This is a genomic window from Pseudomonas sp. Lz4W, assembly GCF_000346225.2.
In the GTDB taxonomy this organism is placed as follows: Bacteria; Pseudomonadota; Gammaproteobacteria; order Pseudomonadales; family Pseudomonadaceae; genus Aquipseudomonas; species Aquipseudomonas paraversuta.
Map to the genome: position 1 here is coordinate 2,100,350 of NZ_CP017432.1, position 26,487 is coordinate 2,126,836.

Genomic DNA, 26,487 nt, shown 5'->3' on the forward strand with positions numbered 1-26,487 from the left:
GTGGGCCTCAGTTGACGTTGGCGATCGGGGAGCGGGCGGATGGCACCTGGACCACACGCTGGACAAAGATCCCCGGGGTGATGATGTGCTCGGGGTCCAGTTCACCCAGCTCGACGATCCGGTTGACCTGGGCGATGGCCGTGGTCGCCGCCATGGCCATGATCGGTCCGAAGTTACGCGCGGCTTTGCGGTAGGTCAGGTTGCCCCAGCGGTCGCCCTGTTCGGCCTTGATCAGCGCGACATCGGCGTGCAGTGGCATTTCCAGCACATAGTTGCGGCCCTCGATGACCCGGGTTTCCTTGCCTTCGGCCAACAACGTGCCGTACCCGGTCGGGGAATAGAACGCACCGATTCCGGAGCCCGCCGCACGGATGCGTTCGGCCAGGTTGCCCTGGGGTACCACCTCCAGCTGCACTTTCCCGGCCCGGTACAGCTCGTCAAACACATAGGAGTCGGACTGGCGCGGGAACGAGCAAATCACCTTGGCGACCCGTCCGGCCTTGAGCAGTGCGGCCAGGCCGATTTCACCGTTGCCGGCGTTGTTACTGATGATGGTCAGGTCGCGAGCGCCCGAGGCAATGACCCCGTCCACCAGTTCCGACGGCATGCCGGCAGTGCCGAAGCCACCCACCATGATGATCGAGCCATCGGCAATTCCATCCAGTGCGGCAGCGATGGATTCGAAGGTTTTGTTGATCAAGGCGTGCTCCTGTTTTTAGTTTGAGTGAACAGATCAATCTGCATGGCCGACCACTGGGGCACGGTCCGACAGAGCATGTGCCTAGGGTGCCAAACATTCAGCCCGAGAGGGCGGTGCTGCATGCGATGTCGTGCGATTAACGAACGCTAGGTGACGTTTTGCTCGCCCCGCAGCGCCATTTCGAAGCGCGGGATCTGTTGTTATGTCCTTATAAATCAAGGCCTTGGAGCATCATGGCAACGCTGCGCCGGGCCCTGCGAGGCAAGACGCCGATGGCCGGCGTGCCACTTTGCACAAAGCGGATAGCGGTCTGCAGGTAACGGATATTGCCCGGCGCGCAGGTCGTGGACACTGCCAATACCCCATAACAACAACGGAGGCTCAGGCCATGTCCATAGGCGTCGAGTATCTCAATTCCTTGCTTGAAGAAAACCGTGATGAAGGCCGCTTCCGCTGCAAGCGTGAGATGTTCACCGACCCTCGCTTGTTCGACCTTGAAATGAAGCACATTTTTGAAGGCAACTGGCTGTACCTGGCCCATGAAAGCCAGATCCCGCAGAACAACGACTACATCACCCTGCAGATGGGTCGTCAGCCGGTCTTTATCGCGCGCAACAAAGACGGGGTGCTCAATGCCTTCCTCAATGCCTGCAGCCACCGCGGGGCGATGCTGTGCCGGCACAAGCGCGGCAACAAGTCGTCCTATACCTGCCCGTTCCACGGCTGGACGTTCAACAACTCCGGCAAGCTGCTCAAGGTCAAGGACCCGGGCAACGCAGGCTATCCCGCCAGCTTCAACTGCGAGGGCTCCCACGACCTGACCAAAGTCGCCCGCTTTGAGTCATACCGGGGTTTTCTGTTCGGCAGCCTGAATGCCGATGTGGTGCCCCTGGCCGAACACCTGGGGGAGTCGGCAAAGATCATCGACATGATCGTCGATCAGTCCCCCGATGGCCTGGAAGTCCTGCGCGGCTCCTCCAGCTACATCTACGAAGGCAACTGGAAACTGACCGCCGAAAACGGTGCCGACGGTTACCACGTCAGTTCGGTGCACTGGAACTATGCCGCCACCCAGAACCAGCGCAAAGAACGCCAGAGCGGTGATGCCAACCCCACCATGAGTGCCGGTGGCTGGGCCAAAAGTGGTGGCGGCTTCTACTCGTTCGACAAGGGCCACATGCTGCTCTGGACGCGCTGGGCGAACCCCGAGGACCGGCCGTTGTATGAGCGCCGTGATCAGTTGGTCAGTGATTTCGGTCAGGCCCGCGCCGACTGGATGATCGGCAACTCGCGCAATCTGTGCCTGTACCCCAATGTCTATCTGATGGACCAGTTCAGCTCGCAGATCCGCATTGCCCGGCCGATTTCGGTCAACCAGACCGAGATCACCATCTACTGCATTGCCCCGGTGGGCGAGAGTGCAGAAGCCCGGGCCCTGCGCATTCGTCAGTACGAAGACTTCTTCAACGTCAGCGGTATGGCCACCCCCGATGATCTGGAGGAATTCCGTTCCTGCCAGATCGGTTACCAAGGCAGTGCCACCGCCTGGAACGATATGTCCCGTGGCGCCGAACACTGGGTCGAAGGGCCGGACGAGGCGGCGCTGGAAATTGATTTGCAGCCGTTGCTCAGCGGCGTGCGCACCGAAGACGAAGGGTTGTTTGTGGAACAGCACAAGTACTGGCAAGACACCATGTTGCAGGCCGTGGCCGCTGAACAGGCAGGCAAGATCCCTGCGCGGGAGGTCCAATGAGCCTGTCATACGACACCGTGCGCGATTTCCTGTATCGCGAAGCCCGGCATCTGGACGATAAACAGTGGGACCAGTGGCTGGAACTCTACGCCGCCGATGCGACGTTCTGGATGCCGTCCTGGGATGACGATGACGAGCTGACCGAGGACCCGCAAAGCGAAATATCGCTGATCTGGTACGGCAGCAGGGAAGGTCTGGAAGACCGCATTTTCCGGATCAAGACCGAGCGTTCCAGTGCCAGCATCCCGGACACCCGCACCTCCCATAACTTGAGCAATATCGAGATTGTCGAGCGCAGCGCGGACCAGTGCGTGGTGCGTTTCAACTGGCACACCCTGAGCTTTCGCTACAAGACCGTCGACAGTTATTTCGGCACCAGCTTCTACACCCTCGACACCCGCGGTGAACAGCCGCTGATCAAGGCCAAGAAAGTGGTGCTGAAAAACGACTATGTGCGCCAGGTCATCGATATCTACCACCTGTAAACCGGGCTGCATTCCAGCGCCCGCCAAGCGTGCGGGGGGAGTGCAGTCATGCGAGGTATGCCATGAGCCACAAGATTGCCCTGAATTTCGAAGACGGCGTGACCCGTTTTATCGACGCGAGCGCCAGCGAAACCGTGGCTGACGCAGCGTACCGCCAGGGGATAAACATTCCCCTGGACTGCCGTGACGGTGCCTGCGGTACCTGCAAATGCTTCGCCGAATCCGGTGAATATGACCTGGGTGAGGAATACATCGACGATGCCCTGACCGCCGCCGAGGCCGCTGAAGGTTTTGTCCTGACCTGCCAGATGCGCGCCAGGGGTGACTGCGTGGTGCACATCCCGACGTCATCGGATGTATGCAAAACCCGCCAGTCCTCCTATGAAGGCGCCATCGAGGAAGTGCGGCGCCTGTCAGACAGCACCCTGTCGTTGTCGATTCAGGGGGCCGGGCTGGCTGACCTGACATTCTTGCCGGGTCAGTACGTAAACCTGCAGGTGCCGGGCAGTGATCAGACCCGTGCCTACTCTTTCAGCTCGGTGCAGAAAGACGGGCGTGTCAGCTTCCTGATTCGCAATGTCCCCGGCGGCCTGATGAGCCATTTTCTCACCGAGCTGGCCAGGGTCGGCGACCACATGAGCCTGGCCGGCCCCCTGGGCAGCTTTTACCTGCGCCCGATCAAGCGGCCCTTGCTGTTGCTGGCCGGCGGTACCGGTCTGGCGCCGTTTACGGCCATGCTCGAGACCATCGCGCAAAAGGGCAGTGAGCATCCACTGCACCTGATCTATGGCGTGACCAACGATTTCGATCTGGTGGAAATCGACCGCTTGCAAGCCCTGGCAGCGAGCATTCCCAACTTCACCTTCAGTGCCTGCGTGGCCAACCCGCAGAGCGCATGGCCGCAAAAGGGCTATGTCACCCAGCACATTGCCCCGGAGCATCTGAATGGCGGTGATGTGGATATTTATCTGTGCGGACCGCCGCCGATGGTTGAAGCCGTGAGCCAGTACATCCGCGAGCAGGGCATTTCCCCCGCCAACTTCTACTACGAAAAATTCGCCGCCAGCGCTGCTTGAACACGCGGCTAGGACAACGGGTCTGGAGATCATCATGAGCATGAGATTCAAGGATAAAGTCGCGCTGGTCACCGGCGCGGCGCAAGGCATAGGCCGCGCGGTGGTGGAACGCTTGCTGCTGGAAGGGGCCAGGGTCGTTGCGGTTGACCGCAGCGAGCTGGTGCATGAACTGGCACCCCAAGCCCTGACGCTGACCGCAGACCTGGAGCGCTATGAAGATTGCCAGCAGGTGATGGACCGGGCCGTCGAGCACTTCGGCAGGCTGGATATTCTGGTCAATAACGTAGGCGGCACTATCTGGGCCAAACCCTTCGAATATTATCTGCACGCGGAGATCGAGGCGGAGGTGCGGCGCTCGCTGTTTCCGACCCTTTGGTGCTGTCACAGCGCGCTGCCGCATATGCTGGAACAAGGCAGCGGTGTGATCGTCAATGTGTCCTCGATCGCCACCCGCGGGGTCAACCGTGTGCCCTATGGCGCAGCCAAGGGCGGGGTGAATGCACTGACCGCCTGCCTGGCCTTTGAAACCGCCGGGCGCGGTGTGCGGGTCAATGCCACCGCCCCCGGTGGCACAGATGCACCGCCGCGCCGGATTCCGCGCAACAGTGCTGCCGCCACCGAGCAAGAGCAACAGTGGTACTCGCAGATCGTCGAGCAGACCAAGGACAGTAGCTTGATGAAACGCTACGGTTCGATCGACGAACAGGTGGGGGCCATCCTGTTCCTGGCGTCCGATGACGCGTCCTATATCACCGGCGTTACCTTGCCCGTAGGCGGTGGCGACCTGGGCTGAGCCCGATACACAGCGGTACCCGAAACACAGGCGCCCAATAACAACAAGAGAATAAAAGCCATGGGAACTCTGGATGTTCATGCAATTGTCGACAATGCCCGGTTTGGCCGATTCCACTGGATGGTCATGTTGTGGTGCGCTCTGCTGCTGATTTTTGATGGTTATGACCTGTTCATCTACGGCGTGGTACTGCCGGTGATCATGCAGGAGTGGGGGCTGACGCCACTGCAGGCCGGGGCGCTGGGCAGTTATGCCTTGTTCGGCATGATGTTCGGCGCACTGGTGTTCGGCAGTCTGGCGGATCGCATCGGGCGCAAGAAAGGCATCGCGATCTGCTTTGTCCTGTTCAGTGTCGCGACCATCATCAATGGCTTTGCCAGTACGCCCACCGAGTTTGCAGTCTGGCGCTTTATAGCCGGCCTTGGCTGCGGTGGCTTGATGCCGAATGTGGTTGCGCTGATGAATGAATATGCACCCAAACGCATGCGCAGCACCCTGGTGGCCGTGATGTTCAGCGGCTACTCCCTGGGCGGCCTGATTTGTGCCGGCGCCGGAATTTACATGTTGCCCGCCTTCGGCTGGCAGTCGATGTTTCTGCTGGCGACGTTACCGTTGCTGTTGCTGCCGCTGATTCTTTATTACATGCCCGAATCCATTGGTTTTCTGGTGCGCCAAGGGCGTGATGAGCAAGCCCGGGCACTGTTGCTGCGCCTGCAGCCAGGCCTTGTGATTGCAGCGGGTGACCGGCTGCTGGTTGATGACCGCAAGCAGGCAGCGGCGTCGGTGCTGGAGCTTTTTCGCGAAGGCCGGGCGGTGCGGACAGTGGCGATCTGGGTGGCATTTTTCTGTTGCCTGCTGATGGTCTATGCGCTCAGTTCCTGGTTACCGAAGTTGATGGCCAGCGCCGGTTACAGCCTGGGCTCGAGCCTGTCGTTTCTGGTGGCACTGAACCTGGGGGGCATGCTGGGTGCCATCAGTGGCGGCTGGCTTGGTGATCGGCTGAACCTGACGAAAGTCATGGTCGTCTACTTCCTGATCGCCGCTGCGGCCATCAGTCTGCTGGGCTTCAACAGCCCGACGCCGCTGCTGTACCTGCTGATAGGTGTGGCGGGCGCTACCACCATCGGCACGCAAATCCTGTTGTACGCCGGTGCCGCCCAGCTCTATGGCCTGTCCATCCGCTCCACTGGCCTGGGCTGGGCCTCGGGCATCGGCCGTAACGGTGCGATTGTCGGGCCGGTGCTGGGCGGGCTGTTAATGGGCCTGGGCCTGCCGCTGCACCTGAACTTTGTCGCCTTTGCCATCCCCGGCGTGGTGGCTGCGCTGGCCATGGCGGTCTTTGCTGTCAGCGCCAGACGGCGCACGTGTGCCCCTGCGTTGCCGGCCCGGGCAATATAAATCAATAAAAGAGGTAGTCAGAATGACCGTGAAAATTTCCCAGACCCCTGAGCTCCAGGCCTTTTTCAAGGAGGTCAGCGGTACGGGCAACGACCAGGGCAGCCCGCGGGCCAAACAGTTGCTGCTGCGCCTGGTGAACGAGGTGGCGCGGATCGTCGAAGACCTGGAAGTGACGGATGACGAGTTCTGGGCGGCGGTGGATTATCTCAATCGCCTGGGTGCCCGTAGCGAGGCCGGGCTGCTGGTCGCCGGTCTTGGTGTCGAGCATTTTCTCGATCTATTGCAAGACGCCAAAGACGCCAGTGCCGGATACGTCGGCGGAACCCCGCGCACCATCGAAGGACCGCTGTACGTGGCCGGGGCGCCGATCAGTCAGGGCGAGGCGAGGCTCGACGATGGCAGCGAAGATGGGGTGGCGACGGTACTGTTTCTCGAGGGTGTGGTGCGCGATACCGACGGTAATCCGGTCCCGGGGGCGATTGTCGATCTCTGGCATGCCAACACCCGGGGTACCTATTCGTACTTCGACTCCAGCCAGTCGGAGTACAACCTGCGCCGACGCATCGTCACCGATGCCCAGGGCCGCTATCGCGCGCGCTCCATTGTGCCGTCCGGCTACGGCTGCAACCCGGCCGGCCCGACCCAGGAGTGTCTGGACCTGCTCGGACGCCACGGCCAGCGCCCGGCGCATATCCACTACTTCATCTCGGCTGCGGGCTACCGGCACCTGACCACCCAGATCAACCTGTCAGGGGACAAGTACCTGTGGGATGACTTTGCTTTCGCCACCCGCGATGGCCTGGTCGGCCAGGTGGTGTTTGTCGACGACCAGGCAGTTGCCCGCAACCGGGGAGTGGATGGCCGTCATGCAGAGCTTGAGTTCGACTTCCAGTTGCAGCCGGCCGCCAGTCCGTGCGGCGAGCAGCGCAGCCAGCGTCCGCGGGTGTTGCAGGACAGCTGAGACCACGCCGAGTGCTTATCCCGGGCCGGGTGAGGGTGCGCCGGCACTCAAATCCCGGCGACCATGAGGTACCTATGCCAACTCTGTTTCGCGACCTGTCATTGTCGGCAGTGATTGCCGGGTTTATCGCAACATTGATTTCCTACGCGGGCCCGCTGGTTATCATTTTCCATGCTGCTGAGCAGGCGCATCTGTCAGCCGTTGAGTTGTCGTCGTGGGTCTGGGCGATTTCCATCGGCTCGGCAGTGCTCGGTGCTTTCCTGTCCCTCAAGTACAAAGTTCCGGTGGTGGTGGCCTGGTCGATTCCAGGCTCGGCGCTGCTGGTGACGGCGTTGCCCCAGATCGGCCTGAATCAGGCCGTGGGTGCCTACCTGGTGGCGAACCTGTTGCTGTGGGTAATAGGTTACAGCGCTCTGTTCGATAAATTGCTGGCCCATCTGCCGGGGTCGATTGCTGCCGGGATGCAGGCCGGCATTCTGTTCAGCTTCGGTATTCAAACCTTTCGCTCGGCACCTGAGGCGCCGCTGTTGATCGGCGCGATGTTTCTGACCTATATCGGTTTTCGCAAGCTGTGGCCCCGCTATGCAGTGGCGGCTGTGCTGGTGGTGGGGGCGGGCATTGCCCTGATCAGTGGCGAGTTTCGGGGCGAGGCCCTGGTGTTCGCGTGGGCGACGCCGCAATGGATAGTGCCCGAGTTCAGCCTGTCTGCCACTTTGAGTCTGGCGTTACCCATGCTGCTGGTGGCCCTGACCGGGCAGTTCATGCCCGGTATAGCCGTCCTGCGCGGCGCCGGCTATACCACGCCGGCAAGCCCGTTGATCACTGCCAGTGCCCTGGTCGGTGCATTACTGGCCCCTTTCGGCTGTCACGGGCTCAACCTTGCCGCAGTGACTGCCAGCCTGTGCACCGGACGCGAAGCCCATGAGAATCCCCGCAAGCGCTACGTCGCAGCGCTGTCGGGCAGTTTGTTGTACCTGTTACTGGGCATGGCAGGGGCAACAGTGGTGTCGGTATTTGCAGCCTTTCCCCAGGCTTTGATTGCGGGCCTGGCCGGCCTGGCGTTGTATGGCGCGATCAATGATGCTCTGGTACGCAGCGTGTCAGATGCCAAGGACCGTGATGCCGGCCTGTTCACCTTTCTGGTGACCGCATCGGGGGTTTCTTTTCTGGGTTTGTCAGCCCCTTTCTGGGGCTTGCTGCTGGGGTTGACGGTGCATGTGGTGATGCTCAAACGGCGGCCGGTCAGTGTGTGCGCAACATCCACCGAGGGTTAGCCTGGGTGCTTGTACAGCCCGGCAGGCTGTTCGAATACCTTTGAGGTATCGTGCCGAACCTTATTTGTATTGGTATTAAGGCGGATCCTGGTCGAGAATCCCGAGGCCTGCTTGTAACTGTCACATTTGTACTGCGCCTGATTGATAAAAATAATATAAGAGTGACCGCCATGAATATGCCCCTGCTAAGCGAACGCAGTGAGGTGTTCAAGAACGCCGACCCCCATGCGGTATCCGGCTATGTGAATCAGCATGTCGGCAGCCATTGTATTCACCTGCCGCGCAAAGCCACTGCCCAGGCGCACTTGAATCACCGCAAGTTTGCCAGCCTGGACCTGTGCCGGATCAGCTATGGCTCCAGCGTGCGTGTGGTATCCGATGCGCTGGAGGACATCTTCCATCTGCAGGTTCTGCTGCGCGGTGACTGCCTGTGGCGTGGCCCTAACGGGGTACACCATCTGGTGCCGGGGGAGCTGTTGCTGATCAACCCCGATGATCCGGTAGACCTGACGTATTCCCATGACTGCGAAAAATTCATCCTGAAAGTGCCGAGCAGGCTGCTGGAGCAGATCTGCCAGGAGCAGCGCTGGCTTTACCCGGGCGAAGGCATCCGTTTTCTGCAACAGCGCTATGCACTGGATCAACTGCAAGCCTTTGTGCCCTTGCTGGCCACCATCTGCACCGAAGCCGAGGATGGTGCTGCGCTGGCCCGGGTTCAGGAGCATTACGCCCATATAGTTGCCAGCAAGATGTTGACCCTGATGCGCAATAACGTGCGGCGCGAACACCTGGCCTGTTCCAGCAGCACCTTCGAGCGACTGGTGAATTACATCACTTGCAACCTGCAGCAAGACATCAGTGTCCAGAGCCTGGCCGATCAGGCGCAACTGAGCGTGCGCTCGTTGTACGCCCTGTTCGAGAAACACATGTGCACCACGCCGCAACGTTTTATCCGTGAGCAGAAACTGCTACGGATCCAGGCGTGCCTGGCCGATCCCAGCTGCAACGTGCGCAGCGTCACCGAACTGGCCCTGGATTATGGTTTTGTCCACCTGGGGCGATTTGCCGAACAGTATCGCCGGCAGTTCGCCGAGTTGCCTTCCGACACCTTGAAGCGCCGGATGCAGGCAATGGCCCTGGCTTGATGCCGGGCCCGAGCGGCTCAACCCGGGGTGTCATCCAGCAGTTCGATCCAGTGCCGGACAGGGGTGCGCCCGGCGCCGTCGAGGTGGCTCTGGCAGCCGATGTTGGCGCTGACGATGAGCTGCGGCTGGCCGCTCTCCAGGGCGTTGAGCCGGTTGTCACGCAGCTGGCGCGACAGTTCGGGCTGGGTCAGCGAATAGGTACCCGCCGAGCCGCAACACATATGGCTGTCCGGGACCGGCGTAAGGTTGAAACCCAGGCCGGTCAGTAGCTGTTCGACCGCGCCGCCGAGTTTTTGTCCGTGCTGCAAGGTGCAGGGGCAATGGACGGCGATGGAGGTTGTAGCCTTGACCCCGAGTTGCTCCAGGGGCTCGTCACGCAGCACCTCCACCAGATCCCTGGCCAGGGCGCTGACCTGTGCGGCCCTGGCGGCATAGGCCGGATCGTGGCGCAGCAAATGCCCGTAATCCTTGATGAAGGCGCCGCAGCCGCTGGCCGTCTGGACTATGGCTTCGGCACCGTTTTCGATACCCGGCCACCAGGCGTCGATATTGCGTCGGGCACGATTGAGTCCCGCCTCTTGAGCATTCAAGTGATAGTCCACGGCACCGCAGCATCCGGCCTGGCTGATCGGCGTAACGCTGATGTGCAGGCGGTCCAGTACCCGGGCCGCAGCGGCATTGGTATTGGGGGCCAGGCTCGGCTGCACGCAGCCTTCGAGCATCAGCACCTGACGCCGGTGCCGGGTCGCGGGGCGCAACCCGGCCGGGCGCACGCTGCGCGGCAGCTTGGCCTGGAGCACCTCGGGTAACAGGGCCCGAAAGACTTCGCCGGTATTGATCACCGCTTTGAACAGCCCGGGGTTTGGCACCATCCCCAGCAGACTTTTGCGCAGCAGACGCTGGCCCAGGGGGCGCGGTACGGCCGCGTCGACCACCGCGCGGCCGATATCCAGCAGGTTGTGGTAATCCACTCCGGACGGGCAGGTGGTTTCGCAGTTGCGGCACGACAGACAGCGATCCAGGTGCAGCTGGGTCCTGGCCGTGGGCGCATGGCCTTCCAGCACTTGTTTGATCAGGTAGATGCGCCCGCGCGGGCCATCCAGCTCATCACCGAGCAATTGATAGGTGGGGCAGGTGGCGTTGCAGAAGCCGCAATGCACGCAGCTGCGCAGAATGCTTTCGGCCTCTGCTGCCCGTGGCAGCAGTGCGGCCTGCTCGCTGAGGAGGGTCTGCATAGTTCAAAACTCCGCGTACATTCGGCCCGGGTTGAAGATCCCTTGCGGGTCCAGTTGCGCCTTGAGCTGGCGGTGATAGCGCAGCAACGCGGCGGGCAATGGTTGAAAGGGGCTGTCGATCAGACCGTGGCTGTAACAGGTGGCATGGCCGCCGGCCTTTTGGGCAATAGCGCGAATGACCCCGGCATCGGCGTCGGACTTCAGCCACAGCTGGGCGCCGGCCCAATCGACCAGTTGTGCGCCGGGCAAATCAAGGGCGCCGCTGTTGTTGGGCACTGACAAGCGCCACAGCGGCGGGCCAACGTCGAAAAAGGCCAACTGCTGTTCATTCAGGTCGTTCCAGAAACCGGGGTCCAGCGCTTCGCCGCCGAGGCGTTCATGGGCAGCCGCCACCGATCCTTCGCCACCTTCCAGACGCAGGTGCAGGCGCTGCCCGTCATGGCAGGCGGCGCTGACAGGCAGGGGCTGCTGGCCCCATCGGGCAAGATTTTCCAGTGCCCGGGCGCGATCCATCTCCAGCGAAACACTGAAGCAGCGTCGGGGTTTTGGCAGCACTTTCAACGACACTTCGGTGATCAGCCCAAGGCAGCCGTAACTGCCCGTCAGCAAGCGCGACAGATCGTAACCGGCAACGTTCTTCATCACCTCGCCGCCGAAGCGCAGGTGTTTGCCCAGACCGGTGATCACCCGGGTGCCGAGGACGAAGTCGCGCACCGAGCCGGACCAGGGCCGGCGCGGGCCCGACAGGCCGGTAGCGACCATGCCTCCGACTGTGGCTCCCGGGCCGAAGGACGGCGGTTCACAGGGCAGCATCTGCCCGGCTGCGGCCAGGGTTGCGGACAACTCAGCCAGAGGGGTGCCGGCGCGGACGGTGATCACCAGCTCGGTGGGGTCGTAACTGACAATGCCGCGATGGCTGCGGGTATCGAGGACTTCACCGGCCACCGCACGCCCGAGAAACGCTTTGCTGTTGGAGCCCTGGATCAGCAATGGCGTGGCATTGGCCAGCGCCCGGTTGACCTGCTCCAGCAACGCCTGGCTGTCATCGACACTGTGTTCGGCATCCATCAAAAACGCTCCAGTTCAGGGAAGGGCAACTGGCCCATGTGCACATGCATGGCCCCGAACTCGGCGCAGCGCTGCAGGGTCGGGATATTTTTTCCGGGATTGAGCAGGCCCTGCGGGTCGAATGCGGCCTTGACCCCGTGGAACAGGGTTAGCTCATCGCTGTTGAACTGGGCACACATCTGATTGATTTTTTCACGGCCAACCCCGTGCTCGCCGGTGATGCTGCCGCCGACCTTGACGCACAGTTCAAGGATTTTGCCCCCCAGGGCCTCGGCCCGGTCCAGCTCGCCGGGCTGATTGGCATCGAACAGGATCAGCGGGTGCATATTGCCGTCGCCGGCGTGAAACACGTTGGCGACCCGCAGCCCGTACTCCCCGGCCAGGGTGGCGATCTCCTTGAGCACGGCGGGCAGTGCGCGGCGGGGAATGGTGCCGTCCATGCAGTAGTAGTCCGGGGATAACCGGCCCACTGCCGGAAACGCATTTTTGCGTCCGGCCCAGAAGCGCACCCGCTCGGCTTCGTCGCGGGCCAGACGCACCTCGGTGGCACCGGCCAGTAGCAGAACCCTGCGCACCCGCTCGCAATCGTCATGTACATCGGCTTCGACGCCGTCCAGCTCGCACAGCAGAATGGCCTGGGCGTCTACCGGATACCCGGCATGAATGAAATCTTCAGCGGCCCGGATCGCCAGGTTGTCCATCATCTCCAGGCCCGCGGGAATGATGCCCTCGGCAATGATCCGGGCCACTGCAAGCCCGGCTTTTTCCACGCAGTCGAAAGCTGCCAGCAGTACCTTGGCAACTTGCGGCCTGGGCAGCAGTTTGACCGTGACCTCAGTGATGATCCCGAGCATGCCTTCGGAGCCGGTGAATAGCGCCAGCAAGTCGAAACCGGGGGCGTCGAGGGCGTCAGAACCCAGACTCAGGTGTTCCCCTTCGACGGTAAGAATCTCGACCCTGAGCAGGTTGTGTACGGTCAGTCCGTACTTCAGGCAATGCACGCCACCGGCGTTTTCGGCCACGTTGCCGCCGATGGAGCAGGCGATCTGGGAAGACGGGTCCGGCGCGTAGTACAAACCTGTAGCGGCGGCCGCCTGGGAGATTGCCAGGTTGCGCACCCCGGGCTGAACCCGGGCACTGCGGGCGGCGGGATCAATGTGCAGAATGCGGTTGAAGCGCGCCATCACCAGCAACACGCCTTTTTCCAGCGGTAATGCACCACCGGAAAGCCCGGTGCCGGCGCCCCGTGCGACCACCGGCACCCGGCGCTGATGGCAGAGTTCGAGCAGGCCCTGTACCTGCTCAACGGTACGCGGCAGTGCCACCAGCATCGGCGTGGTGCGGTAGGCCGACAGACCGTCGCACTCGTAGGGCTTGAGATCTTCTACCTGGTGCAGGAGATCCAGATCGGGCAAGCGTTGCTGCAGAGCCTGTAGCAGCGAATCTTTATCGACGGCGGGTAGATAACCGTCAACGCGTTCGTCGTAGAGAATATTCATCGGCGATCAAGGTCCCCTGGTTGTTTTTATTGGAGGCCTGTTCACGGGAACAGTTGCCTGCATCATTGGCTCCAGGTGGCCTGCTGTCCATGTGTTGCGCGTCGGATGCAGCGTTTTTTTAAAATTCCAATTTAATACTCATATTATTCAGTCGGTTGCTGATGTCGCCCGCAGGTCTCAAGGAACGCGCTCAGCAAAGGGGCGGTGGCGGATCCGGACGGGCTCGCCGCCATGACCACGAGGTCCTGCCGGTCACGCGACGCGCGCCAATGATCGCTGCACTGTTACAGGCACTCAGTCCGCGCTCGGTTTCGAATGGGCTGATGTCAGGGTATGACCTGCAAAAAAACACCCGCGTTACAGAATTGCCCTGTAGCAGGGGATGAAACGGGAACAATCTAAAGTGTGATGCTTATATAAGGCGGCGGGATATAAATTATAAAGGGCGGTGCAATCTCTCGAAGTTGAGAGTTTCACCTCTTTATGGGGATGGTTTTGTCGAAGGATTATTATATTTAATAAAACACCTGCGCAACTTTCAGTCAGGGCGACAAGTTGATGTAAAGGGCAGGGTATTGAAGACTGCAAGTTGCGATCGACCGCAACAACTGTCGATCGCAAAAAGGTTTATTTGTTGTTGCGCTGCCCCGGGTGCCTTTATGGCCGGGCAGTCCGGGCAGTCCGGGCACTGACAGAGCAGGCCCGGTAGCGGTGGATCAGGAGCCGGCGCCGAGGAACGGCAGCAACAGGTACAGCTTGATCACGATGACGTTAATGATGTCGATGAAGAACGCCCCCACCATTGGCACCACCAGAAAGGCTATCTGCGAAGGACCGTAGCGCTGTGTCACCGCCTGCATGTTGGCGATGGCCGTCGGTGTGGCACCCAGGCCGAAGCCACAGTGGCCTGCCGCCAGAACTGCAGCATCGTAGTTGCTGCCCATGACCCTGAAGGTAACGAAAATGGCGTACAGGGCCATGACCAGGGTCTGTGCCACCAGCAGGATGAAAATAGGCAATGCCAGGGCTGCCAGATCCCAAAGTTTGAGCGACATCAAGGCGATGGCCAGGAACAGCGACAGGCTGACGTTGCCAAGGACCGAGACTTCACGCTCGAACACTTGATACAGGCCCAGCGCAGAAAGGCCGTTGCGCAAGATCACGCCCACGAACAGGACGCAGACGAAGGTCGGCAGCTCGAAAGCCGTGCCCAGCAGCAGGCCGTTAAGAAGGTTGCCGCCCAGCAGGCTGACGGAGATCAGCGCCAGGGTTTCGATAAAGGAAAACGGCGTGATCGAACGCTCTTCGTTGGGTTGCTCGAAGCCTTTTGGCAGTTGCACTTCTTCGTGGGTAAGGCCGGGGGTCTTGACCCGTTTGATCAGCAGACGGGCGACGGGTCCGCCGATCAGGCCACCCAGCACCAGGCCAAAGGTTGCAGAGGCCATTGCCAGTTCCGAAGCGGAGGCCAGGCCGTATTGCTCGGTAAATGTCGCGCCCCATGCCGCCCCTGTACCGTGGCCGCCGGACAAAGTTACGGAGCCGGTCAGCAGGCCCATCAGGGGGTCGAGCCCCAAAGCCGTGGCCAGACCGATGCCCATGGCGTTCTGGACCACTAAAAGTCCGGTCACCACCAGCAGGAACACGCTTACCACGCGTCCGCCTTTTTTAAGACTGGCGAAGTCCGCATTCAGGCCGATCGTGGCGAAGAACGCCAACATCAAAGGCATCTGCAGTGAAGTATCAAACCGCACTTCAACGTCGAACAGGCGCAAAGTCAGGAGCAGCAAGGCAACGACCAGGCCCCCGGCAACGGGTTCAGGAATATTGTAGGTACGCAAAAATCCGACGCGGGAAACAAGCCCGCGTCCCAGCAACAGCACCAAAGAGGCAGCCACCAGCGTTCCATAAAAATCAAGCTGAAACATCGAGGCATTCCTATTATTAGTTCAGAAGCAGACTGTCCCTTGCCAGCTTGCAGAGCGGACTGAGTGGCCTCAGCCCTGATTGATTCGAAGTACCGGCAGCCGTCACTGGCCTGCCAGTTAAATTGAAGCGCGGGATAGTAGAGGAGTCAGCGTAGTTCTGAGGCAACTTAAGTCAAACAAAATGTTTCTATGTTGCGAGTCGCGGATCGCTATGCCGGATCAATAATCCTGCGGCTGTTACCGAACTAACTATGGCGTTGGTTTACGGCCTGTTATCAGCTGGCCCGTTGGCTGTTTTCAGGCCCCCCGCCACAGGGGGCCTGAAACTTGTCAGTTGCAGCGGGCGAACGGGCAGGATCAGTGCGCCGGCACCTGATTGCGGCGCTTGAAGCGACGTCGTAGCGAGACCGCGATAAAAATCACCACCAGGGTCAAACCGCCCAGAAATATCGTATTGAACCAGGGGAAGGGTTCAGTGCGGCTGGTGGTGGACTCAATGGCCGTGATATTCGGGAACACCGAGAGGATCTTGATCCTCCATCCGTAATAGCGAATAAGCGCCAGCTGCTCGGCATCACGGGAGTAACCCTGGGCCTTGGCCTGGATGTCCGCAGAGTCGAACTTGAAATACCAGGGGAACGACCAGCCGGTGTCCTCGTTGCGATAGACCATGACATTCTTGGTATCAGGGTTTTCGGTATTGATGAAATACACATCCCGGGTCGGACCGTCAGCCGGGTTCTCAGCGTTGATGACGCCATTGTGATCGACCCGCTTGACTTCAACCCCGGTGACCATCACCACGTCGTGTTGCGGTAGAAAGTAGAACAGCCCCAGCGCCACTGCGCCCACGGCGAGCAGGGCCAGGCCCAGAATGATGCTCTTGAGCCACTTCATGCGATAACCCTGTACATAGTGTTGATTCCTGATTGCTGTTGATTGACCGTAGAGCGCCATAAACCTTGCTGATGCCGCCAAAGGCAGTGATCGATCCTGCAGGAATGCCGGGCAAGCCCTGATTTGCGCGGAACCTTATCGCAGTCTGGGCCAGGGACTACAAGTTCCGCGGATGCCTCTTACATAATTTGTATCAGTTTAGACCGTCAAGCCCGGTTCGGGGTGCTACCGGCGCCACGCCAGCAATACCACGCCGGTGGTGATCAGGCTGATACCCGCCCATTGCCGCAGGTCGAGCTTTTCGCCCAGCAGGGTCACGCCCAGTACCGCCACAATCACCACACTGAGTTTGTCCACGGGCGCGACCAGGGACGCCTGGCCCAGTTGCAGGGCGCGGTAATAGCAAAGCCAGGAGGCGCCTGTGGCCAGACCGGACAACACCAAAAACACATAGCTGCGGGTCGAGATTGAGCCCAGTGACTGATACTGGCCGGTGGCATAGACGATCAAGCCCAGGCTCACCAGGACCACGATGGTGCGGATAAACGTGGCGAAGTCGGAGTTGATCCCGGTGATGCCGATTTTTCCAAAAATGGCGGTCATGGCGGCGAACACCGCCGAGAGCAATGCCCAGAAGGTCCAGGATGAAAAGAAAGACGAGCCCATAGGGTCAGCCTGTGTGATGAATTGAGGTGGGGTGAGCATACGCCAGCTTTCAGTGCCCCGGGACAACGCCAGCAGAGGTTCACGGGCAGCGGCTGACATGTCTGCCGCGGCCAGCCGAGAGGCCTCCCTGCGCGGTAGTGGACAGGATCGTGATCACCTGTGGGGTATGGCGCCTTGGTTGGCACCGGACACAAGGTACGAGATGAAACCTGGCGCAGACTGAGGAACAGCCCTGCAGGAGCGAGCTGGCTCCTGCAGTCGGAGGAGGGGGCTTATCCTGCCTTCAGGCTATTACCGATCTGCCACACATACAGCGGTTCGGTACCGTTGATTGTCCAGTCGCCGACAATCCGCGCCTTGTAAATCCAGGGGTTGTGCGAGGCCGCGGTGCGGGCGTTGCGCCAGTGACGGTCCAGTGACTTGCTGACGCTGACACCCGAAGCGCCCAGGGCGTTGAACAGGTCAGTGGCCGCTCGCAGAATCAGCTCCGAGACCACCACCTGGGCTTTTGCAGTTTCAATCTCGGCGTCGATATTGGCCTGGCGCTCGAGTGCCTGATCGTGGCCAAACCGCGCGACATAAGCCCGCTGCAGCGGCCCGGCGCAGCGCAGGGTCGCGGCTTCGGCTGCGTATACCTGGGCGGATATCTGTCCCACAACCTGCTGGATTTGCGCATCGCCGCGGGTGGTGTCGGCAGTGCCATGGCTGAACACCCGTTTGCGCTCGCGTATCTCTTGCGTCACATCGCGTTCTATCGCACGGCCGATGCCGGCCAGCACGGCCAGGAGTACCAGCTGGTAAAAGGCGGTCTGGTATTTGAAGCGGGTTTCGAAGGGGATCAGGTGCTCGGCAGGCAGCGGCACGTCCACATACACCGAGGTGCCGCTGCCGGTGGTGCGCTGGCCGAAGCCGTCCCAGTCGTCGCTGTGGGTGACGCCGGGGTGGCGGGCATCTACCACCGCGATGACATCAGCGCCGTTGTCCGAGCGCCGGGCATACACATCAATCCAGTCGGCGAAGATACTGCCGGTGCTGTAGTACTTGGCGCCGTTAAGCACAAAGCCGGCTGCCTGCGGGCTGACTTTGGTGATGACTTCGCCCAGCTTGACCGAGCCCACTTCGGTCCAGCCATTACCCACCAGCTCGCCTGCCACGAAACGTGCGAACCAGGCATCCCGGGCCGGACCTGGCGGTGCATTGAGGCGATCTTCGACAAATGCAAAGTGGGCACGCAGTGCTTGAGGGATATTGGAGTCAGCTTCGGCCAGCTCGATCAGCAGCTCAAACAGCTGGGGCACCGAAGCACCGGCCCCGCCGTGTTCGACCGGCACCCGCACCGCGCCAAAACCGGCCTGCTTGAGTAACAGGATGGATTCACGGGGCAGGTCACGGCCCTGTTCACGCACGACGTTGCCGGTGGCGATTTGCCGAAACAGCGGGCGGAAGCGATTGGCCAGGGTTTCGTAGTCGGTGCCCTGGGACAGAGGTGAGACGGTCATGGCAGTACTCCTGAAGAAAAAGATTCCTGCCTGGGGGATTGCATAGTCTGTGCCGTTTGCCCGGGCCTTTAAAAACGTCCCATGTGCACAGCGAACTGCCTGCCAGCCAACAGCGCTGCCACAACCTGTACCCAAATCGCACAGCCGCAATCCGTAGTCGCTGACGAGTCACGAGGCTGCGATCGGCAGCGAAGCTGTCGTTGATCCTGGCCCCAGGTTTATCAGCTCTATTGAGTACCCAGGTTTTGCGACTGCTGCGCCGCCATGTGCCTCATCAGCGACTGCAAGACAGGTGTTGACGGCACGCCCTGTGCAATAGCGACTGCAATGATTTCCATTGTCGCAACGGCGTTGCAGCGCCGCAGTTTCAGGAGTAATTCGATGTCCCGCGAAATCCGTCTCAACGCTTTTGACATGAACTGTGTCGGCCACCAGTCCCCCGGCCTGTGGGCGCATCCCCGTGACCGTTCATGGCAGTACAAGGACCTCGAATACTGGACCGATCTGGCGAAAATCCTCGAGCGAGGCAAGTTCGACGGGCTGTTTATCGCCGATGTGCTGGGTATCTATGACGTCTACCGCGGTAACGGTGATGCTGCCATCCGCCAGGGCGCCCAGGTGCCGGTCAATGATCCGTTGCAGCTGATTCCACCGATGGCGCTGGTGACCGAGCACCTGGGGTTCGGCCTTACCGCTTCGCTGTCATTCGAGCACCCGTATCCCTTCGCCCGCCGCCTGTCGACCCTCGACCACCTGACCAAGGGCCGTGCCGGCTGGAACATAGTCACCTCCTATCTGGAAAGCGGCGCCAGGAACATCGGCCAGCAAGCACTGACCGAGCACGATGCGCGCTACGACTATGCCGAGGAGTACCTGCAAGTTTGCTACAAGCTGTGGGAAGGCAGTTGGGAGGAGGGGGCAATCTTGCGCGATCGCGAGCGGCGGGTATTCAGCGACCCGAGCAAGATTCATGAGATCCGCCATGTCGGCAAACACTTCCAGGTGCCGGGTATTCACCTGTGCGAACCCTCGCCCCAGCGCACGCCTCTGCTGTATCAGGCCGGCGCTTCCAGTCGTGGCCGCCAGTTTGCTGCCGAGCAGGCCGAATGCGTGTTTGTCGCCGCGCCGTCCAAGGTCTTGCTGAAAAAAACTGTCAGCGATATCCGTCGGCGTGCTGCCGAGGCGGGCCGCGATCCGGCAAAAATCCTGATCTTCAACTTGCAAACGGTGATCCTCGGCGAAACCGATGCCCTGGCCAAAGCCAAGTTTGAAGAATACAAAAGCTATGTCAGCTACGAAGGCGCGATGGCCTTGATCTCGGGCTGGACCGGTATCGACTTCAGCCAGTTCAAGCCCGATCAGGCGCTTGAAAACGTGCCCACCAATGCGATCAAATCGGCGGTGGAAACCTTCTCCAGCGCTGATCCAGATACCCTCTGGACCCCCAATGCACTGGCCGACTGGGTGGGTATCGGCGGCTTTGGCCCGCTGTTCGTCGGCGGCCCTGAAACCGTAGCCGACCTGCTTGAAGAATGGGTCGAAGAGACCGGGGTCGACGGCTTCAACCTGGCCTATGCGGTGACCCACGAGACCTTTATTGACGCCGTGGAGTTGCTGGTTCCGGAGTTGCAAAAACGTGGCGTCTACAAAAAGGAATACACCAAGGGCACCTTGCGCGAGAAGCTGTTCGGCGAAGGCCCGCGCCTGGCGGACGGGCATCCGGGGGCGGCCTGGCGCAACCTCGGTGAATTGAACCGCGGCCGACAAAAAGAGCGCGCCTGAGTCGCAACGCTGGACACCGCAGGATCTGCAGAAGATCCTGCCGGTCGAACTGTAAAACCCCCAAAGCGAGTGAATACCATGAGCGAGCCACAAGCCGGACAGGCAACCCCTGCCATCCGCGAGGCCGATGTCTTGATTGTTGGCGGTGGCCTGAGCGGCACCCTGTTGGCCATGCAACTGCTGCGCTTGCCAGGTGCCCGGCGCATCGTGCTGGTGGAGCCCCGGCCCGAGCTGGGACGTGGCGAAGCCTACAGTGCGACGCAACCGGGGCACACCCTGAACGGCAATGCGGCGCGCATGAGCGTCGAGCCGGACGATCCCGATGACCTGACCCGCTGGCTTGAAGCGCACATCGCCGCTGGTGGCTGGCCGGAGTCCGATCAACAGCATGTAGCGGTGGCCGAGCTGTTCCCGCCACGGGGGCTGTTCGGGCTGTATGCCCAGCAGAAACTGGCGCAGGCACAGCAAATCGGAGCCGCGGCAGGTTCAACCCTGACCCACGTCCGTGATGCCGTGGTGGACCTGCAAACCCATGAACAGGGGGTCACAGTGACCCTTGGCGACGGTGGCCGATGGCAAGCCGCTGCAGCTGTGCTGGCCACCGGCATGTTCCCGGCCGCGCGTACCGCCCAGCGCCAGTCCAGCGGGCTCAATGCCGCTGCCCTGGACCCCTGGGATGTTGCAGCCTTGCGTGGTTTGCCGGTGGATGCGCGGGTACTGATCATCGGCTCCGGGCTGACCATGGTCGATGCCCTGGAGACCTTGCATCAGGCCGGGCATCGCGGTCCGATCCAGGTCTACTCGCGCCACGGGCTATTGCCCCAGGTTCGACGCCAGCCGCCGGTTTGGGAAGACTTTCTGACCCTGGCACCACAGCTGCGCAGCCCCCTGCAATTGTTCCGTGAACTGCGCCGCCAATGTCGTTTGGCACAGGCCCGGGGTATCGACTGGCAAGCACCGCTGGATACGGTACGGGTGCATATAGGCAGGCTCTGGAACCAGGCCAGCGATGCGCAACGGCGTCAGTTTGTACGCCATGTGCGGCCCTGGTGGGAAAGTCATCACCACCGTTCGCCACCCCAGGGCAATGCGTTACTGCAACGCCTGCTCAGTGAAGGCCGCCTGACGATTACCGCAGCCTCCCTGCAAGGGGTGGACGCGGTGGGCGGTCGGCCACGGATTCGTCTGCGCTACCGGGGGCAGGCTGAATCGGTATGGGTCGAAGGTGACGGGCTGATCAACTCCACCGGCATCGAGTACGACTGGCGCCGGGTGGATAAACCGCTGCCGGTACAGCTGTTGCGACGTGGGCTGGTGCAGCCCGGAAATCTGGGGTTGGGGATTGCTGCCGATGCTTCAGGTGCCGTGCTGGATGCGGCATCACAGCCTGCGCCACGGCTGTTTGCCATGGGCCCTCCATTGCGCGGAATGTGGTGGGAAAGCACTGCGGTGACCGACGTTGCCTTGCAGGCCAAGGCTCTGGCAGAGCGGTTGGCCAGGCAAGCTCGCCTGTAGGAGCGAGCTTGCTCGCGAGCTTCTCAAGAAGGCCGCGTTCATTCGGTCATCAATATAGGCTCGATAGAAAGCTCGCGAGCAAGCGCCTACAGGGTTTTATGTTGAAGGTTACAGAACCTGTGGGCGCCTGGTCATTCGGCCAGCGAGGGCTTCTGCCAGAGGTTGATCCCGCCTTCTTGGGCGAAGCGGTCGATCTCGGCCAGTTCCAGCTCGCTGAAGCTCAGGTTCTGCAACGCCGCGACGTTCTCGATGATTTGCTCCGGCCGGCTGGCACCTATCAGCGCCGAGGTCACCCGCGGATCGCGCAATGTCCAGGCCAGCGCCATCTGGGCCAGGCTTTGGCCGCGGCGTTTGGCGATCTCGTTCAGTGCACGCACATGGGCGATATTGGCGTCGGACAGATGCGAGGCTTGCAGCGAGCCACCCCCCGGACGATTGACCCGTGCATCGGCCGGTACCCCGTTGAGGTACTTGTCGGTCAGCAGCCCCTGAGCCAGCGGAGTAAAGGCAATCACGCCGGTGCCCAGCTCCTCGGTGGTGTCCAGCAGGTCCTTTTCAACCCAGCGATTAAGCAGGTTGTACGCCGGCTGGTGGATCAGCAACGGCACTTTCCACTCTTTGAGCAAGGCCGCCATTTCGCGGGTTTTTACCCCGGAATACGAGGAGATCCCGATGTACAGCGCCTTGCCCTGTTGCACTGCGGTGGCCAGGGCGCTGGCGGTTTCTTCCAGTGGCGTGTCGGGATCGAAGCGGTGCGAGTAGAAGATGTCGACATAGTCCAGCCCCAGGCGCTGCAGGCTCTGATCCAGGCTGGCCAGTACGTACTTGCGCGAACCGCCGCCCTGGCCGTACGGGCCGGGCCACATGTCCCAGCCAGCTTTACTGGAGATAATCAGCTCGTCACGGTAGTGCTTGAAGTCTTCGCGCAATAAACGGCCAAAGTTGATCTCGGCACTGCCGTAGGGCGGGCCGTAGTTGTTGGCCAGGTCAAAGTGGTTGATGCCCAGGTCGAAGGCAGTACGCAACAGCGCGCGCTGGGTGTCGATCGGCGTGCTGTCGCCAAAGTTGTGCCACAGGCCCAAAGACAGTGCTGGCAGCAGCAGCCCGCTGCGACCGGTACGGCGATAAGGGATGGATTGATAGCGGTTTTCGGCAGCGATATAAGTCATCGAATCCTCATGGGGCAGGTGTTTGGACAGTTCAGATGCACAGGTTTAGCATTCTTTCGCTTTGCGGTGTGTCATTGGGCCGGCGTTTGTTGACCGCCAGTTCGCCGATGTTGATCAGTCGGGAGCGGGTGATGTTGCGGCTCAGGCCCAGCAGGTTGGCGGTGTGGACCTGATTGTAGTGACAGAAGCGGTAGGCGGCGCGGAACAGAACCTCCTCGACTTTCTCGTGCAGGGCTGCGGGGTGTTCTTCAAAGAGTTGCTGAAAGGCCCGCTCCAGCAGGGCTTCGGCAGATTTGTCGGTGCCGGCGGGCTCCTCCTGGCGTTCGATGCGCATATTGGACAGGCGCAAATCGCCACTCTGGATCAGGCCGTCGCGGCAGATCAACAGCGTGTGATGGATCACGTTTTCCAGCTCGCGGATGTTGCCCGGCCAGCCATAGCCCTGCAGCTTGCTTTGCGCTGCAGGACTTAGCCGTACCTCGCCGTAGCCCAGGCGTTTGCTGTAGGCCTCGATAAAGTGCCGGATCAACGGCAGGATGTCGCCGGGCCGCTCGCGCAACGGGCTCAGCTCAAGGCTTACCACGTCCAGGCGATAAAACAGGTCCTCACGAAAATGCCCGGCATTAATCGCCTTTTCCAGCTGCACGTTGGTGGCCGCCAGCACCCGCACGTCGATGGGTATGCTTTTACGCGACCCCAGGCGCACCACCTCGCGCTCCTGCAGCACCCGCAGCAGCTTGACCTGGATGGCCATCGGCAAATCACCGATTTCATCGAGGAACAGGGTGCCGCCGTCAGCTTCTTCGAACCAGCCGGCCTTGGCACTGAGCGCGCCGGTGAAGGCGCCTTTCTCGTGCCCAAACAGCTCCGCTTCCACCAGTGACTCCGAAAACGCGCCGCAGTTGACCGCAATGAACGGCCGGTTACGGCGTGCGCTCAGGTTGTGAAGATGGCGGGCGACCAGTTCTTTGCCGGTTCCGGTTTCACCAATGATCAGTACGCTGGCTTCGCTGGGGGCGACTTGCTGCAAATGGGCCAGCAACGCTCTGGATTTCGGGTCTTCGAATACTTGCGCGGTGGCGCGGATCGACGTTGCCAGGGCGGGTGAGGGCGGTAGCGTCAAAAGCTGCATAGGCTTCTCTAGGAATAGAAAGTGGGAGTAGGCAGGTTCTGGTTCAGTGCCCAGTCGCCCAATTCTTGAAGCTTGTAATCCAGCGGATCGTGCAGGCTTTGGGTACGCAGGTTGCGCCAGTGCCGGTCCAGACCTACAGCGGCGTGGGTGGCGCGGGCGCCGGTGACTTCAAAAACCTTGCTGCACAGCTCCAGCCCGTGGCGGTGGGCGGCGACTTTGGCGGTGGCGATGGCCACGGCTACCTGTCCGCGCTCCTGTTCGCTGAGCCTGGGACCCTTGGCCCAGGCCTTGTCCAGTTGCGCGGCGGCGTGCTCGACCAGCAGCCGGGCACTTTCCAGGCCCACCCAGAAATCGCCGTAGTGCCCCAGTACATAGGGGTCCTGATGGTTTTGCGCGGCGCCGGATTTAAACCAGGGGCGGGTTTCACCGAGGGTGTACTGGCGTGCCTCTTCGAACGCGCCCTGAGCGATGCCGAGAAAAATGTTGGCGAAATGCAGCTGTGCAATCAGAGGCCGCAGGCAGGCGAACGGGGTGCTCAAAGGTCCCGGATCGAGCAGCAAGTCCGACTCTTCGACCCGTACCCGCTCGAAGGTGGCACTGCCACTGTCGGTCTGGCGCTGGCCCATGTTGTCCCAGTCGCCATGCAAGGTAATGCCGGTACGTGCGCTGGGAATGGCGGCGATCAACAGCTTGCCACCGGCGGCCTCATCCACCGCCGAGGCGATCAGCATCTGCGAGTCGCTGGCGCCGGAGCAGAAACTTTTTTTACCGGAGAATTCGCGCCAGCTGCCGAAATTGCGCACGGTGGTGCGGGTGTCCAGCGGGTTGAGGGCGTTGCCCCAAAACCAGTTCTGGCGGGCGGTCAGTTCGAACCAGGGCTGCCATTGCTCGGGGCGTGCGAACAGCCGGACAGTGGCGAGCATCAAGTGATGAAAGCCCAATACGTGGGCAATGGAACTGTCGACCCGGGCGAACTCGCGCACCACCTCAAAGGTATCGCTCCAGCTGGCGCCGAGGCCGCCGAACTGGCGGGGAATACTCATGGCCAGCAGGCCGCTGGCGCGCAGCGCATCCCGTTGCGCAATGGGCGTACCGCCACGCTCGTCGCGTTCGACCGCGCTGTGGGCCAACTCGCTGGCCAGCGCCCGGGCGGTGTGCAGCGGGGTAAGTGCTGCGTCTTGTAGATGGGCTGTCACGGGTTATGGCCTCCATTCAAAAAATCCTGCCGCTGTGCCCCTGTGTTTCTGTAGGAGCGAGCTTGCTCGCGAGCCGTTTGGGGCGGTTTTATATCTGCGGCGCTGTTGTGAAGAGCTCGCGAGGCAAGCTCGCTCCTACACAGCAAGCTCGCTCCCACACAGGGGACAGGGCAGGCCTCAGGCTTTGGCCGGCAGGACGTCGTTGGCGATCATTTCGCCAAAGGGGCCGGTCAGGTTGGTGATACCGCGTCCAGCCAGGCTGGCATACGGCTCGGGCAACAAGGGGAATACCAGCTCGGCAAAGCGGTAGGCCTCTTCCAGATGCGGATAGCCGGAGAAGATGAAGCTCTCGATCCCCAGGTCGGCGTACTCCTTGATCCGCGCTGCCACCTGTTGCGGGTTGCCCACCAGTGCAGTACCGGCGCCACCGCGCACCAGGCCGACACCGGCCCACAGGTTGGGGGCGATTTGCAGGTTGTCGCGACGGCCGTCATGCAGCGCGGCCATACGCCGCTGGCCTTCAGAATCAAAGCGCGAGAAGGACTTCTGGGCGGCGGCAATGGTCTCGTCGCTGATGTGTTCGATCAGTTTGTCAGCCGCTGCCCAGGCTTGCTGTTCGGTCTCGCGCACGATGACATGCAGGCGAATACCGAAGCGCAGGGTACGGCCCTGGCGGGCAGCACGCTGGCGTACATCGGCCAGTTTTTCGGCCACGGCCGCCGGTGGTTCGCCCCAGGTCAGGTACACGTCGACCTGTTCGGCAGCCAGTTCGTGGGCGGCTTCGGAAGAGCCGCCGAAATACAGCGGCGGATAGGGTTTCTGCACGGGCGGGTAGAGCGCCTTGGCGTTCTGTACGCGCAGGTGCTTGCCTTCGAAATCCACAGCTTCGCCTTGCAGGACCCGGCGCCAGATTTTCAGGAATTCGTCGGTGACTTCATAGCGCTCGCTGTGATCGAGGAAGCTGCCGTCGCCACGGTTTTCATCCGGGTCGCCGCCAGTCACCACATTGATCAGCAGACGCCCGCCGGACAGCCGGTCCAGGGTTGCGGCCATGCGTGCCGAGACCGTCGGCGAAATGATCCCCGGGCGGATGGCCACCAGATAACGTAAACGCTCGGTCAGCGGCACCAGTGCCGAGGCGATCACCCACGAGTCTTCGCACGAGCGGCCGGTGGGGATCAGCACCCCGTGGTAGCCCAGATCGTCGGCCGCCTGGGCCACCTGTTTCAGGTAGTTGAGGGTGACCGGGCGGGCGCCCTGGGTGGTACCCAGGTAATGGCCGTCGCCGTGGGTGGGAAGAAACCAGAACACATCCATGA

General features: G+C 61.4%; 23 protein-coding genes. 10 read left to right on the top strand and 13 right to left on the bottom strand.

The genetic code is table 11. From position 1 onward, the window contains the following. Positions 1-7: 7 nt before the first annotated feature. Positions 8-700, bottom strand: coding sequence for a 3-oxoacid CoA-transferase subunit A (locus B195_RS09890; RefSeq protein ID WP_003446305.1), 693 nt, complete (start codon positions 698-700; stop codon positions 8-10). 208 nt (positions 701-908) lie between these two features. Further along, positions 909-1,052, bottom strand: coding sequence for a hypothetical protein (locus B195_RS22930; RefSeq protein WP_158525122.1), 144 nt, complete (start codon positions 1,050-1,052; stop codon positions 909-911). Between the two features lie 36 nt (positions 1,053-1,088). Here B195_RS22930 and benA point away from each other — a divergent pair, with 36 nt between their 5' ends. The 8 genes from benA (at position 1,089) to B195_RS09930 (ending at position 9,585) form a co-directional block, all read left to right on the top strand. Further along, on the top strand, positions 1,089-2,453 hold the full coding sequence (gene benA / locus B195_RS09895) for a benzoate 1,2-dioxygenase large subunit (protein WP_003446307.1): 1,365 nt from the start codon (positions 1,089-1,091) through the stop codon (positions 2,451-2,453). Beyond that, complete coding sequence (gene benB, locus B195_RS09900) at positions 2,450-2,938, top strand: benzoate 1,2-dioxygenase small subunit (RefSeq protein ID WP_003446308.1); 489 nt, start codon at positions 2,450-2,452, stop codon at positions 2,936-2,938. The genes benA and benB overlap by 4 nt, the downstream gene beginning before the upstream one ends. Positions 2,939-3,000: 62 nt before the next feature. Then, a complete protein-coding gene (benC, locus tag B195_RS09905; RefSeq protein ID WP_003446309.1) occupies positions 3,001-4,014 on the top strand; it encodes a benzoate 1,2-dioxygenase electron transfer component BenC in 1,014 nt (337 codons plus the stop codon). Positions 4,015-4,048: 34 nt separating this feature from the next. Next, positions 4,049-4,807 (top strand): 1,6-dihydroxycyclohexa-2,4-diene-1-carboxylate dehydrogenase, encoded by a 759-nt coding sequence (locus tag B195_RS09910; protein WP_003446310.1) that lies wholly within the window; start codon positions 4,049-4,051, stop codon positions 4,805-4,807. A 60-nt stretch (positions 4,808-4,867) separates the two neighbouring features. Next, a complete protein-coding gene (locus B195_RS09915; RefSeq protein WP_003446325.1) occupies positions 4,868-6,205 on the top strand; it encodes an MFS transporter in 1,338 nt (445 codons plus the stop codon). 22 nt (positions 6,206-6,227) lie between these two features. Then, positions 6,228-7,166, top strand: coding sequence for a catechol 1,2-dioxygenase (gene catA / locus B195_RS09920; protein WP_003446327.1), 939 nt, complete (start codon positions 6,228-6,230; stop codon positions 7,164-7,166). Positions 7,167-7,240: 74 nt separating this feature from the next. Then, on the top strand, positions 7,241-8,440 hold the full coding sequence (locus tag B195_RS09925) for a benzoate/H(+) symporter BenE family transporter (RefSeq protein WP_003446328.1): 1,200 nt from the start codon (positions 7,241-7,243) through the stop codon (positions 8,438-8,440). A gap of 170 nt (positions 8,441-8,610) precedes the next feature. Next, entirely contained in the window at positions 8,611-9,585 is a 975-nt protein-coding gene (locus B195_RS09930; RefSeq protein WP_003446329.1) for an AraC family transcriptional regulator, read from the top strand. A 17-nt stretch (positions 9,586-9,602) separates the two neighbouring features. Here the strand turns inward: B195_RS09930 and glcF are convergent, their stop codons facing one another. From glcF to B195_RS09965, 7 genes are all read right to left on the bottom strand, one after another. After that, entirely contained in the window at positions 9,603-10,820 is a 1,218-nt protein-coding gene (gene glcF, locus B195_RS09935) for a glycolate oxidase subunit GlcF (protein ID WP_003446330.1), read from the bottom strand. Between the two features lie 3 nt (positions 10,821-10,823). Beyond that, positions 10,824-11,888, bottom strand: coding sequence for a glycolate oxidase subunit GlcE (gene glcE, locus B195_RS09940; protein WP_003446331.1), 1,065 nt, complete (start codon positions 11,886-11,888; stop codon positions 10,824-10,826). After that, positions 11,888-13,387, bottom strand: a complete 1,500-nt coding sequence (gene glcD / locus B195_RS09945; RefSeq protein ID WP_003446332.1) for a glycolate oxidase subunit GlcD — start codon at positions 13,385-13,387, stop codon at positions 11,888-11,890. The genes glcE and glcD overlap by 1 nt, the downstream gene beginning before the upstream one ends. A 716-nt stretch (positions 13,388-14,103) precedes the next feature. Beyond that, the gene (gene gltS / locus B195_RS09950; RefSeq protein WP_003446333.1) at positions 14,104-15,312 is read right to left on the bottom strand and encodes a sodium/glutamate symporter; all 1,209 of its coding nucleotides are present in this window, start codon (positions 15,310-15,312) and stop codon (positions 14,104-14,106) included. 357 nt (positions 15,313-15,669) lie between these two features. Further along, positions 15,670-16,209 carry a DUF1523 family protein gene (locus B195_RS09955; RefSeq protein ID WP_003446335.1) on the bottom strand — a complete coding sequence of 180 codons (540 nt, stop codon included), beginning with the start codon at positions 16,207-16,209 and terminating at the stop codon, positions 15,670-15,672. 225 nt (positions 16,210-16,434) lie between these two features. After that, complete coding sequence (locus tag B195_RS09960; RefSeq protein WP_003446337.1) at positions 16,435-16,875, bottom strand: EamA family transporter; 441 nt, start codon at positions 16,873-16,875, stop codon at positions 16,435-16,437. Positions 16,876-17,147: 272 nt separating this feature from the next. Next, complete coding sequence (locus tag B195_RS09965; protein WP_003446339.1) at positions 17,148-18,374, bottom strand: acyl-CoA dehydrogenase family protein; 1,227 nt, start codon at positions 18,372-18,374, stop codon at positions 17,148-17,150. Positions 18,375-18,755: 381 nt separating this feature from the next. Here B195_RS09965 and B195_RS09970 point away from each other — a divergent pair, with 381 nt between their 5' ends. Together B195_RS09970 and B195_RS09975 are read left to right on the top strand one after the other, a co-directional pair. Further along, positions 18,756-20,156 carry an LLM class flavin-dependent oxidoreductase gene (locus B195_RS09970; RefSeq protein ID WP_003446341.1) on the top strand — a complete coding sequence of 467 codons (1,401 nt, stop codon included), beginning with the start codon at positions 18,756-18,758 and terminating at the stop codon, positions 20,154-20,156. A gap of 78 nt (positions 20,157-20,234) precedes the next feature. Beyond that, positions 20,235-21,671, top strand: a complete 1,437-nt coding sequence (locus tag B195_RS09975; RefSeq protein ID WP_003446343.1) for an FAD/NAD(P)-binding protein — start codon at positions 20,235-20,237, stop codon at positions 21,669-21,671. Positions 21,672-21,802: 131 nt separating this feature from the next. Here the strand turns inward: B195_RS09975 and mgrA are convergent, their stop codons facing one another. The 4 genes from mgrA to ssuD all read right to left on the bottom strand — a co-directional run bounded on the left by mgrA (position 21,803) and on the right by ssuD (position 26,485). Beyond that, entirely contained in the window at positions 21,803-22,840 is a 1,038-nt protein-coding gene (mgrA, locus tag B195_RS09980) for an L-glyceraldehyde 3-phosphate reductase (RefSeq protein ID WP_003446361.1), read from the bottom strand. A gap of 31 nt (positions 22,841-22,871) precedes the next feature. Continuing rightward, entirely contained in the window at positions 22,872-23,972 is a 1,101-nt protein-coding gene (locus B195_RS09985) for a sigma-54-dependent Fis family transcriptional regulator (RefSeq protein WP_003446370.1), read from the bottom strand. A gap of 8 nt (positions 23,973-23,980) precedes the next feature. Continuing rightward, entirely contained in the window at positions 23,981-25,168 is a 1,188-nt protein-coding gene (locus tag B195_RS09990; RefSeq protein ID WP_003446372.1) for an acyl-CoA dehydrogenase family protein, read from the bottom strand. A gap of 177 nt (positions 25,169-25,345) precedes the next feature. Next, positions 25,346-26,485, bottom strand: coding sequence for an FMNH2-dependent alkanesulfonate monooxygenase (ssuD, locus tag B195_RS09995; RefSeq protein ID WP_003446374.1), 1,140 nt, complete (start codon positions 26,483-26,485; stop codon positions 25,346-25,348). Positions 26,486-26,487: the final 2 nt, after the last annotated feature.

Bases quoted from the DNA above. Each gene is read 5' to 3' on its own strand.
- B195_RS09925 (WP_003446328.1), top strand. From the start codon at position 7,241: ATGCCAACTCTGTTTCGCGACCTGTCATTGTCGGCAGTGATTGCCGGG.
- B195_RS09975 (WP_003446343.1), top strand. From the start codon at position 20,235: ATGAGCGAGCCACAAGCCGGACAGGCAACCCCTGCCATCCGCGAGGCC.
- ssuD (WP_003446374.1), bottom strand. From the start codon at position 26,485: ATGGATGTGTTCTGGTTTCTTCCCACCCACGGCGACGGCCATTACCTG.
- B195_RS09930 (WP_003446329.1), top strand. From the start codon at position 8,611: ATGAATATGCCCCTGCTAAGCGAACGCAGTGAGGTGTTCAAGAACGCC.
- B195_RS09960 (WP_003446337.1), bottom strand. From the start codon at position 16,875: ATGGGCTCGTCTTTCTTTTCATCCTGGACCTTCTGGGCATTGCTCTCG.
- glcE (WP_003446331.1), bottom strand. From the start codon at position 11,888: ATGGATGCCGAACACAGTGTCGATGACAGCCAGGCGTTGCTGGAGCAG.
- catA (WP_003446327.1), top strand. From the start codon at position 6,228: ATGACCGTGAAAATTTCCCAGACCCCTGAGCTCCAGGCCTTTTTCAAG.
- B195_RS09910 (WP_003446310.1), top strand. From the start codon at position 4,049: ATGAGCATGAGATTCAAGGATAAAGTCGCGCTGGTCACCGGCGCGGCG.
- B195_RS09915 (WP_003446325.1), top strand. From the start codon at position 4,868: ATGGGAACTCTGGATGTTCATGCAATTGTCGACAATGCCCGGTTTGGC.
- benB (WP_003446308.1), top strand. From the start codon at position 2,450: ATGAGCCTGTCATACGACACCGTGCGCGATTTCCTGTATCGCGAAGCC.
- glcD (WP_003446332.1), bottom strand. From the start codon at position 13,387: ATGAATATTCTCTACGACGAACGCGTTGACGGTTATCTACCCGCCGTC.
- benC (WP_003446309.1), top strand. From the start codon at position 3,001: ATGAGCCACAAGATTGCCCTGAATTTCGAAGACGGCGTGACCCGTTTT.
- mgrA (WP_003446361.1), bottom strand. From the start codon at position 22,840: ATGACTTATATCGCTGCCGAAAACCGCTATCAATCCATCCCTTATCGC.
- benA (WP_003446307.1), top strand. From the start codon at position 1,089: ATGTCCATAGGCGTCGAGTATCTCAATTCCTTGCTTGAAGAAAACCGT.
- B195_RS09955 (WP_003446335.1), bottom strand. From the start codon at position 16,209: ATGAAGTGGCTCAAGAGCATCATTCTGGGCCTGGCCCTGCTCGCCGTG.
- B195_RS09965 (WP_003446339.1), bottom strand. From the start codon at position 18,374: ATGACCGTCTCACCTCTGTCCCAGGGCACCGACTACGAAACCCTGGCC.
- B195_RS09985 (WP_003446370.1), bottom strand. From the start codon at position 23,972: ATGCAGCTTTTGACGCTACCGCCCTCACCCGCCCTGGCAACGTCGATC.
- B195_RS09970 (WP_003446341.1), top strand. From the start codon at position 18,756: ATGTCCCGCGAAATCCGTCTCAACGCTTTTGACATGAACTGTGTCGGC.
- glcF (WP_003446330.1), bottom strand. From the start codon at position 10,820: ATGCAGACCCTCCTCAGCGAGCAGGCCGCACTGCTGCCACGGGCAGCA.
- gltS (WP_003446333.1), bottom strand. From the start codon at position 15,312: ATGTTTCAGCTTGATTTTTATGGAACGCTGGTGGCTGCCTCTTTGGTG.